8 protein-coding genes are annotated in these 8,609 nt (G+C 72.1%); all 8 read right to left on the bottom strand.

Annotated elements, in window-relative coordinates:
* Positions 1 to 164 precede the first annotated feature (164 nt).
* A complete protein-coding gene (locus tag JS521_RS24515) occupies positions 165 to 1,817 on the bottom strand; it encodes a long-chain fatty acid--CoA ligase (protein WP_205085107.1) in 1,653 nt (550 codons plus the stop codon).
* Between the two features lie 198 nt (positions 1,818 to 2,015).
* Entirely contained in the window at positions 2,016 to 2,579 is a 564-nt protein-coding gene (locus tag JS521_RS24510) for a SigE family RNA polymerase sigma factor (protein ID WP_205085106.1), read from the bottom strand.
* 170 nt (positions 2,580 to 2,749) lie between these two features.
* Positions 2,750 to 3,916, bottom strand: a complete 1,167-nt coding sequence (locus tag JS521_RS24505) for a lipid-transfer protein (protein WP_205085105.1) — start codon at positions 3,914 to 3,916, stop codon at positions 2,750 to 2,752.
* Positions 3,913 to 4,374, bottom strand: coding sequence for a MaoC family dehydratase (locus JS521_RS24500; RefSeq protein WP_205085104.1), 462 nt, complete (start codon positions 4,372 to 4,374; stop codon positions 3,913 to 3,915). The genes JS521_RS24505 and JS521_RS24500 overlap by 4 nt, the downstream gene beginning before the upstream one ends.
* Positions 4,371 to 5,441, bottom strand: a complete 1,071-nt coding sequence (locus JS521_RS24495; RefSeq protein ID WP_205085103.1) for an acyl-CoA dehydrogenase family protein — start codon at positions 5,439 to 5,441, stop codon at positions 4,371 to 4,373. The genes JS521_RS24500 and JS521_RS24495 overlap by 4 nt, the downstream gene beginning before the upstream one ends.
* A gap of 1 nt (position 5,442) precedes the next feature.
* A complete protein-coding gene (locus JS521_RS24490) occupies positions 5,443 to 6,498 on the bottom strand; it encodes a bifunctional MaoC family dehydratase N-terminal/OB-fold nucleic acid binding domain-containing protein (protein WP_239487771.1) in 1,056 nt (351 codons plus the stop codon).
* Complete coding sequence (locus JS521_RS24485) at positions 6,495 to 7,691, bottom strand: acyl-CoA dehydrogenase family protein (protein ID WP_205085102.1); 1,197 nt, start codon at positions 7,689 to 7,691, stop codon at positions 6,495 to 6,497. The genes JS521_RS24490 and JS521_RS24485 overlap by 4 nt, the downstream gene beginning before the upstream one ends.
* Positions 7,692 to 7,927: 236 nt before the next feature.
* Positions 7,928 to 8,242 carry a hypothetical protein gene (locus tag JS521_RS24480; RefSeq protein WP_205085101.1) on the bottom strand — a complete coding sequence of 105 codons (315 nt, stop codon included), beginning with the start codon at positions 8,240 to 8,242 and terminating at the stop codon, positions 7,928 to 7,930.
* Positions 8,243 to 8,609: the final 367 nt, after the last annotated feature.

Genomic DNA, 8,609 nt, shown 5'->3' with positions numbered 1-8,609 from the left:
CGGGGCTTGCGGTCGCGCGTCTCGTGCCCCTCAGACCCTCCCCGCCCCGCCTCTCCCCCCTCTCGCGGCGGGTGTCGCGGGGGGCCTCCCCCCCCCCCCCCCCCCCCCCCCCCCCCCGCCCTGTTTCACGTGAAACGTGCGGTGCGAAGGCTCAGAGCTCAGGATCAGAGCTGGGTGACGTCCAGCTCGCCCTCCGCGTACTGCTTGCGGATCACCTTCTTGTCGAACTTGCCGACGCTCGTCTTCGGCACGGCGGGGATGACCGACCAGCGCTCCGGCAGCTGCCACTTGGCGATGCCCGACTCGGCGAGGAACGCCTTCAGCGCCTCGTAGTCGGTCCCGGTGACGCCCTCCTTGAGGACCACCGTCGCCAGCGGCCGCTCGCCCCACTTCTCGTCCGGCACGGCGACGACGGCCGCCTCCGCGACGTCCGGGTGGGCCATCAGCGCGTTCTCCAGCTCGACGCTGGAGATCCACTCGCCGCCCGACTTGATGACGTCCTTGGCCCGGTCGGTGAGGGTGAGGAAGCCGTCGGTGCTGATCACGCCGACGTCGCCGGTCTTCAGCCAGCCGTCCTCGCTGAACTTGTCCTCGGGGCGCAGGTGCTCGCCGTCGGACCCGCCGTAGTAGGCGGCGGCGATCCAGGGGCCCCGGACCTCCAGCTCACCGGCCGACTCGCCGTCCCACGGGAGGTGTTCGCCGCCGGGGCCGACCAGCCGTGCCTCGACTCCGGCGGGGAAGCGGCCCTGGGTGACCCGGTAGGGCCACTGCTCCTCGTCGCTCAGCCCGGCCGGCGGGTGGGCCATCGTGCCGAGCGGCGAGGTCTCCGTCATGCCCCAGGCGTGGCAGAGCCGGACGCCGAGCTTGTCGTACGCCTCCATCAGCGAGGGCGGACAGGCCGCGCCACCGATGGTCACGTTGGCCATGGAGGTGAGGTCGCGCGGGTTGGCGGTGACCTCGGCGAGCAGGCCCTGCCAGATGGTGGGGACCGCGGCAGCGTGCGTGGGGCGCTCGCGCTCGATCATGTCGGCGAGCGGGGCGGGCTGGAGGAAGCGGTCCGGCATGAGCATGTTGACGCCGCTCATGAACGTGGCGTGCGGAAGCCCCCACGCGTTCACGTGGAACTGCGGGACCACGACGAGCGTGGTGTCCTTGTCGGTCAGCCCCATCGACTCGGTCATGTTGACCTGCATCGAGTGCAGGTAGATCGACCGGTGCGAGTAGACGACGCCCTTGGGGTCGCCCGTGGTGCCGGAGGTGTAGCACATGGCCGCGGCCTGGCGTTCGTCCAGCTCGGGCCAGTCGAACGTGGTGGGGCGGCCCGCGATCAGCTCCTCGTACTCGAGCACGCGGGGCGTGATCCCGGCGAGGGCCGAGCGGTCGCCGGGGCCGGCCACGACAACGTGCTCGATGCTCGGCAGGTGAGGGAGCAGCGGCACGAGGAGCGGCAGCAGCGAACCGTTGACGATCACCGCCTTGTCGTCCGCGTGGTTGACGATCCAGGCGAGCTGCTCGGGCGGCAGCCGGAGGTTGAGGGTGTGGAGCACGGCGCCCATGGAGGGGATGGCGAGGTAGGCCTCGACATGCTCCGCGTTGTTCCACATGAGCGTGGCGACCCGCTGGTCGCCGTCGACGCCCAGCTCGTCGCGGAGCGCGTTGGCCAGCTGGGTGGCGCGGGTGCCGATCTCGGCGAAGGTACGACGGTGCGGCTCGGGTTCGCCGGTCCAGGTCGTGACCTGCGACTTCCCGTGAATCGTCATCCCGTGGTGCAGGATGCGGGTGACAGTCAGCGGTACGTCCTGCATGGTGCTCAGCACGGCGTCCTCCCGGTGGGCGCTACGCGGCAGTAAGGTTCCGCTGATTCTGCGCACATACCACGCGGTATGTCACTACTCACGGGAGAAAAATCCTGACCGGGGGCCATATGGGCACCCCGCCCGGGGCGGGCGCTGTGCATCCTCGGTGATTGCCCCAGTTCCCTGCTGATTGCCCCGATTCTCTGGTGATCGCCCCGGTCAGCGGACCGGCGTCAGCTCCGGGTCCTCGCGGAGCTTGCCGAGGGCGCGGGAGACGGCGCTCTTGACCGTACCGATCGACACGCCGAGCACCTCCGCCGTCTGGGCCTCGCTCAGGTCCTCGTAATAGCGCAGGACGACCATCGCGCGCTGGCGGTCCGGGAGCTTGAGCACCGCGCGCCACATCGCGTCGTGCAGCGCCTGCTGCTCGGCCGGGTCCGGCGCCGGGACGGTCTCCCGCTCGGGCAGCTCCTCGCAGGCGAACTCGTCGACCTTGCGCTTGCGCCACTGCGAGGTGCGGGTGTTGAGCAGGGCCCGGCGGACGTAGCCGTCCAGCGCGCGGTGGTCCTCGATCCGCTCCCACGCGACGTACGTCTTGGTGAGCGCGGTCTGCAGCAGGTCCTCCGCGTCGCACGGGTTCGCGGTGAGCGAGCGCGCGGTACGCAGCAGGACCGGCCCCCGGGCCCGTACGTACGAGGAGAACGACGCGTAGGGCGCGTGGGGGTGGCCGGCGGCGGTGGCAGAGGCTGCCCTGGAGGCGCCCGTGCAGACTGGCGTGGTCATGTACTCAACGCTAGGAGCGGCCGCCGCCGAGGGGATCGGCCCCAGGTCCCGAAGCGCCGTCCGCCTCAGGTTGTAGGGGGCGTCCACCCTGCACCTCCTGAAGGGGGAGGGGCCTCCGCGCGACCGTCAGGGTCCACCCCCGGGCGCCCCAGGGGCCCGGGCAGTGCCGCTCAGCCGTCCGCGCCCAGGACCAGGCCCGACGTCGGAACGCCCGTACCGGCCGTGACCAGGGATCTCGCCGCGCCCGCCACCTGGTTCACCGAGGTGCCCCGGATCTGCCGGACGGCCTCCGCGATGCCGTTCATCCCATGGAGGTACGCCTCCCCCAGCTGACCCCCATGGGTGTTCAGGGGCAGGGCGTTCGCCGCGACGAAGTCGCCCGCCTCCCCCGGCCCGCAGAAACCGAACTCCTCCAACTGCATCAGGACGAACGGGGTGAAATGGTCGTAGAGGATGCCCACATCGATGTCGGCCGGGGACAGTCCGGAGCTGCGCCAGAGCTGCCGGGCGACGACGGCGGTCTCCGGCAGACCGGTCAGCCCGTCCCGGTAGAAGCTCGTCATCTGCTCCTGCGACCGGCCCGCCCCCTGCGCCGCCGCGACGACGACGGCGGGCGGCCGGGGCAGATCGCGGGCCCGCTCCACGCTGGTGACGACGAGGGCCTGGCCGCCGTCCGTCTCCTGGCAGCAGTCCAGCAGCCGCAACGGCTCCACGATCCAGCGGGAGGCGGCGTGGTCGGCGAGCGTGATGGGCTTCCCGTGGAAGTACGCCGCCGGGTTCCGCGCCGCGTGCCGCCGGTCGACGACCGCCACGTGCCCGAAAACCTCCGGGCCGAGGCCGTAGGTGTGCAGGTAGCGCTGGGCCGCCATCGCCACCCAGGAGGCGGGGGTGAGCAGCCCGTACGGCAGGTTCCAGCCGAGCGCCGCGCCCTCGGCGGTCGGCTCGCGCCGCTGGACGCCGGAGCCGAAGCGGCGGCCGGAGCGTTCGTTGAACGCCCGGTAGCAGACGACGACGTCCGCGATGCCGCTCGCCACCGCGAGGGCGGCCTGCTGCACGGTGGCGCAGGCCGCGCCACCGCCGTAGTGGATCCGGGAGAAGAACGACAGCTCGCCGATCCCGGCCGCCTGGGCGACGGTGATCTCGGGGCTGGTGTCCATCGTGAAGGTGACGAGCCCGTCCACGTCGGCGGGGGTGAGACCGGCGTCGTCGAGGGCGGCGCGGACGGCCTCGACGGCCAGCTTCAGCTCGCTGCGGCCTGAGTCCTTGGAGAACTCGGTCGCCCCGATGCCGACGATCGCGGCCTTCCCGCCGAGCGAGTCGGCTCTGCGGATGCTCATGTCGCCCTTGCGCCTTTCTGCGGGAGGGCGATGGTGGTCGTCGCCCCCTCGCCTTCGTGCGGGAGAACGACGGTGACCGTGCCGGTGACGTGGCGGCCGATGCCGTTGTCGCCGGTGACCTGGACGGTCGCCTCGGCGGGTTCTCCGGCTCTTACGTCGGTGATGTGCCCGGTCAACCGCATCACATCACCGGGGTAGTTGGGAGCCCCGAGGCGGATCGCGACCTTGCGGAGGACAGCGGAGGGGCCGAAGTGGTCGGTGATGTAGCGGCCGACGAGCCCGTTGGTGGTGAGGATGTTCATGAAGATGTCCGGGGAGCCCTTCTCCCGGGCCGACTCCGCGTCGTGGTGCACGTCCTGGTAGTCGCGCGAGGCGATGGCCCCGGCGACGATCAGGGTCCGGGTCAACGGGATCTCCAGGGGCGGCAACTGGTCGCCGACCCGGTAGGCCCGCGTCATGACGCATCCCCCTGAGCGCTGTCCGCCAGCAACAGGCCCAGCTCCTCCAGGACTTCGCTGCCGCAGCCGAGGTACGCGTCGAGCTGGCGGCCCCAGAGGAAGTGCCGGTGGACCGGATGGTCGAGGTCGGCCCCGGTGCCGCCGTGCAGATGCTGCCCCGCGTGGACGACCCGCTTGCCCGCCTCCGAGGCCCACCAGGCGGCGGTCAACGCCTTTGCTTCGCATGCCAGTTGCTCGTCGTGACGCCAGGCCGCCTCGTACGCGGTGACGCGGATCGCCTCGGTGTCCATGTGGGCGTCGGCGGCGCGGAGCAGGACGCCCTGGTTGGTGGAGAGCGGCCGCCCGAACTGCTCACGGGTGACGGTGTGGTGGACCGCGCGGGCGAGCGAGCCCGCCCACACCCCGGCCTGGAGCCCGGCGAAGGCGGTACGGGCGGTGGCGAGGACGGCCGCGTACGCCCCCGGCTGCCCGTTCCCCAGCCGCTCACCGCGTACGCCGTCGAGAACCAGCCGCCCCGCGGACCAGGGCGCGGTCGTCTCGACGGGTTCGACGGTGACGCCCGCCGCGCCCTCCCCAGCTCCGGACGGGCTCGCCTCCACGATCCACAGGGCGAGGTCCGCGTCCGCCACCAGCACATGGGTGGCGTCGCGCAACCAGGGAACCCAGGGCACGGCCCCGTACAGCGCACCGTCCTCCGCGAGGTGTACGCGGCCCCGCGCCGGGAACGCGCCCGTCGCCACCGCCGTACCGTCGCGCAGCCCCGGCAGCAGGCGCTCGCGCTGCTCCGCCGTACCGTGCTCGGCGACCGCGAGCAGCCCGTACACACAGGTCGCCGCGAACGGGACCTGGGCGGTGGTCCGCCCCTGTTCCTCCAGGAGGAGTACGAGGCCGAGCAGCCCGATGTCCTCGACGGCGGCGGGCAGTCCGGCCGCGCACAGCTCCTTCCACAGCTCCGCGTCCGTGCCCGTTCCGGCCGCCGCCAGCCGCTCGTGCGTGGACAGGTCACCGAAGATCCGCGCGGCCAGCCCCTGCGCGGCGGACTGCTCCTCGCTCGGGGTGAAGTCCATCTCAACCTCCTTCGCTCGCGCGGAAGACCGGCAGTTCGAGGTCGGGGTCCGTCCGGAGGAACTCCAGGTGTACGGGCATGCCGACGCGAACCTTGTCGTACGGCACCCCGATCACGTTGCTGACGATCCGGACCCCCTCGGCCAGCTCGACCAGCGCGACGGCGTACGGCCCGCCATCGCCGTCCGGGGCGAAGGCCGGGAACGACGGGTGGTGCATGACGACATGGCTGAATACCGTGCCGGCCCCGCCCGCCTCGACCGTGTCCCACTCCGCGCCGCCGCAGGCGTTGCAGCCGGGCAGCCAGGGGAGGCGCAGGGTCGCGCAGTCCGTGCAGCGCTGGATCAGGAGCCGGTGCTCGGCGACCCCGGCCCAGAACCCGGAGTTGTCGCGGTTGATCACGGGACGGGGACGGCGCGCCGACTCGGGGGCTTCAGTCCGTTGTGCGGGGCGGTACTTGAGGATGCGGAAGCGGTGCGTCCCGGCGGGTTCGCCGTCGGCGCGGACGTCCGTGCGGGTGGTGACGAAGTAGCCGGTGCCGAGCTTGGTCGTCTTGCGCGGGGAGACGGACTCGATGACCGTGTCGAAGGTGATCCGGTCGCCGGGGCGCAGCGGCCGCAGGTACTCCTGCTCGCAGTCGGTCGCGACGACGGAGGTGTACCCGGCGCCGTCGAGCAGCGCGAACATCTCGTCGTACGCGGCGGAACGCCCCGTGCCGTCCGTGTGCCCGGAGAGCCCGCCCATCGTCCAGGCCTGGAGCATCGTCGGCGGGGCGACGGCGTCCGGACCCCGGTAGGCGGGCGAGGCGTCGCCCACCGCCTCGCACCAGTGCCGGATCATCGGCTCGTTGACGGGGTCCTTGCCGCGCCCGGCGGTGGCGGCGGCGCGGCCTTCGTAGGCGCGGAGCTGCGCGAACAGCTCGTCGCGCTCAGCCGTTTCGGCCGACCGCGAGGCGTCCGCGCCCGCCCGAGTGCCTTCGGCGCCCGACCGTGGACCGACGGCGCCCACCCGTGGACCGGCGGCGCCCGCCCGGGGGCCCTCGCCCCCCGCCCCGCTCATCGCTTGCTCCGGGTCATCCCGAGCCCGGCCGTCGCGACGATCTCGCGCTGCACCTCGCCGACTCCGCCCCCGAAGGTGTTGATCTGGGCCGCCCGGTTCATCCGCTCCAACTCGCCGCCGGGCCCGAAGCCTCCGGCCCCGAAGCAGCCGGGAGAACCGCCCCGGAGCAGGGCGGTGTCGCCGACGACCTCCTGGCACATCCGGTAGACCTCGACCGCGCTCTCGGTGCCCGCGAACTTCACCCCGCTGGCCTCGCCAGGAGCGGGTGCGCCGGCGCCGACGGCGTCGACCAGCCGCCAGTTCAGCAGGCGCGTCGCCGCGAGCCGGGCGTACGCCTCCGCGAGCCGGACGCGCACCCATGGTTCGTCGATCCGGCGGCGCCCGGTCGCGGGATCGGGAGTGCGGGCATGGGCGAGGGCCTCCTCGTAGAAGTCCTCGGCCTGCATGCCGATGGCGGCCAGGGCGACGCGTTCATGGTTGAGCTGGCTGGTGATGAGCCGCCAGCCGCCGTTCTCCTCGCCCACGAGGTTGGCGGCCGGGACGCGTACGCCGTCGTAGTAGGTGGCGGTGGTGGTGACCCCGCCCACGGTCCGGATCGGCGTCCAGGAGAACCCGGGGGAGTCGGTGGGCACCAGGATGATCGAGATGCCGCGGTGCTTGGGGGCCTGGGGGTCCGTACGGCAGGCGAGCCAGATCCAGTCCGCCTGCTGGGCGTTGCTGGTGAAGATCTTCTGGCCGTCGATGACCCAGTCGTCGCCGTCCCGCACGGCCCGGGTGCGCAGGGCCGCCAGGTCCGTACCCGCCTCGGGCTCGCTGTAGCCGATCGCGAAGACGAGGTCGCCGGAGAGGATCCGGGGCAGGAAGTACGCCTTCTGCTCCTCGGTGCCGTACGCCATCAGGGTCGGCCCGACGGTGTTGAGGGTGACCATGGAGACCGGGGCGCCGGCCCGGTACGCCTCGTCGAAGAAGACGAACTGCTCGTCGGGGCCCCGCCCCTGCCCGCCGTACGCCTCGGGCCAGCCGAGCCCGAGCAGCCCGTCGGCGCCGATCCGCCGGAGCAGCCGCCGCTGTTCACTCACGCTCGTGGTCGTGCTCGTGGTCGTGCTCGTGCTCGCGTCAGCCATCAACGTACGGAAATACGAACGGAGTTCGGCACGGAGCTGCTGCTGGCGTTCCGTAGGAGCGAGATGCACGGAGGGTCCTCCAGAGCCGCGGATGCGTCAACCGCCGAAGCGCCGCCGACCGACGTCCCGATGCCCGCCGCCCCGTCGACCCGCCCCGACTTTTCTGACTGTCCGTCAGGCACCGATCCCTGTCAAGACGGCGGCAGCCCGCACGAGGGCACCGAAGTGCCGCCGCGCGGGCTGCCGTTCAGTCCGCCGGAACCCACCCCCCGGGAGGTCCCGACGACCGTTTCACCTGGTGGGGATCACCAGAAGAAGGGCGTGAAGTTCACCGCGACACTGTGGTCCGACTGGTCGATCGGGACGAAAGCCGAGTTGCTGACCTGGGCGGACGTGTTCTGGTTCGACGCACCGGCGCCGACGGCCTGTTGCTGGGTCGTGGACGAGTTGCCGGAGTTGTTGCCGCCGACACCGCTGCCGCCGACCGTCGCCACGGCCGCGTTCGATCCGTCGTTCGCGAAGGAGCCGTTGTCCGCCAGGGCGACCCCGCCGCAGAGCGCGACGGTCAGGGGCAGAGCGGCGACAGCGGCGAGGGCGCGAGCGGTACGGATACTTGCCATGTCATGTCCTCCAGAAAGCGGAATTGCGGCTTCATATTCGGCTGGTTCCGGGGGAGTTGGCCGACCACCCCGGTGCTGTTCACAACGTCGCGAGACCAGAGTTGCCCAGCACATCCGCGGCGAACCCCTCATCACCTCCCGATTCCCTCTCACGTATGACAAAGAGCGGATAAACCTCATAAGCCGCGAGAAAGTCCAGGTCGGCGAGGCGGTCCCGGCGGATCCGGCGAACCCGTTGGCGCACCAGGGAAGAAGCGTTCCGCCACGCGACCACCACCCCGGGGCACCCCGCGGCCCCCGGGCACCAGCGCCGAGACGGCCCCGGCCCAGCGGGTGGGGCCGACCGGCGAACCGCCGGCAAGCAAGA

Source organism: Streptomyces durocortorensis, from assembly GCF_016901035.1.
Taxonomy (GTDB): Bacteria; Actinomycetota; Actinomycetes; order Streptomycetales; family Streptomycetaceae; genus Streptomyces; species Streptomyces durocortorensis.
The sequence above is the reverse complement of the archived record's forward strand: the minus strand, read 5'-3'. Positions and strand labels throughout refer to the sequence as shown.

What these genes read in the sequence shown, in the direction of transcription:
- JS521_RS24495 (WP_205085103.1), bottom strand. Translation starts at nt 5,441, where the DNA reads ATGGACTTCACCCCGAGCGAGGAGCAGTCCGCCGCGCAGGGGCTGGCC.
- JS521_RS24505 (WP_205085105.1), bottom strand. Translation starts at nt 3,916, where the DNA reads ATGAGCATCCGCAGAGCCGACTCGCTCGGCGGGAAGGCCGCGATCGTC.
- JS521_RS24480 (WP_205085101.1), bottom strand. Translation starts at nt 8,242, where the DNA reads ATGGCAAGTATCCGTACCGCTCGCGCCCTCGCCGCTGTCGCCGCTCTG.
- JS521_RS24500 (WP_205085104.1), bottom strand. Translation starts at nt 4,374, where the DNA reads ATGACGCGGGCCTACCGGGTCGGCGACCAGTTGCCGCCCCTGGAGATC.
- JS521_RS24490 (WP_239487771.1), bottom strand. Translation starts at nt 6,498, where the DNA reads ATGAGCGGGGCGGGGGGCGAGGGCCCCCGGGCGGGCGCCGCCGGTCCA.
- JS521_RS24510 (WP_205085106.1), bottom strand. Translation starts at nt 2,579, where the DNA reads ATGACCACGCCAGTCTGCACGGGCGCCTCCAGGGCAGCCTCTGCCACC.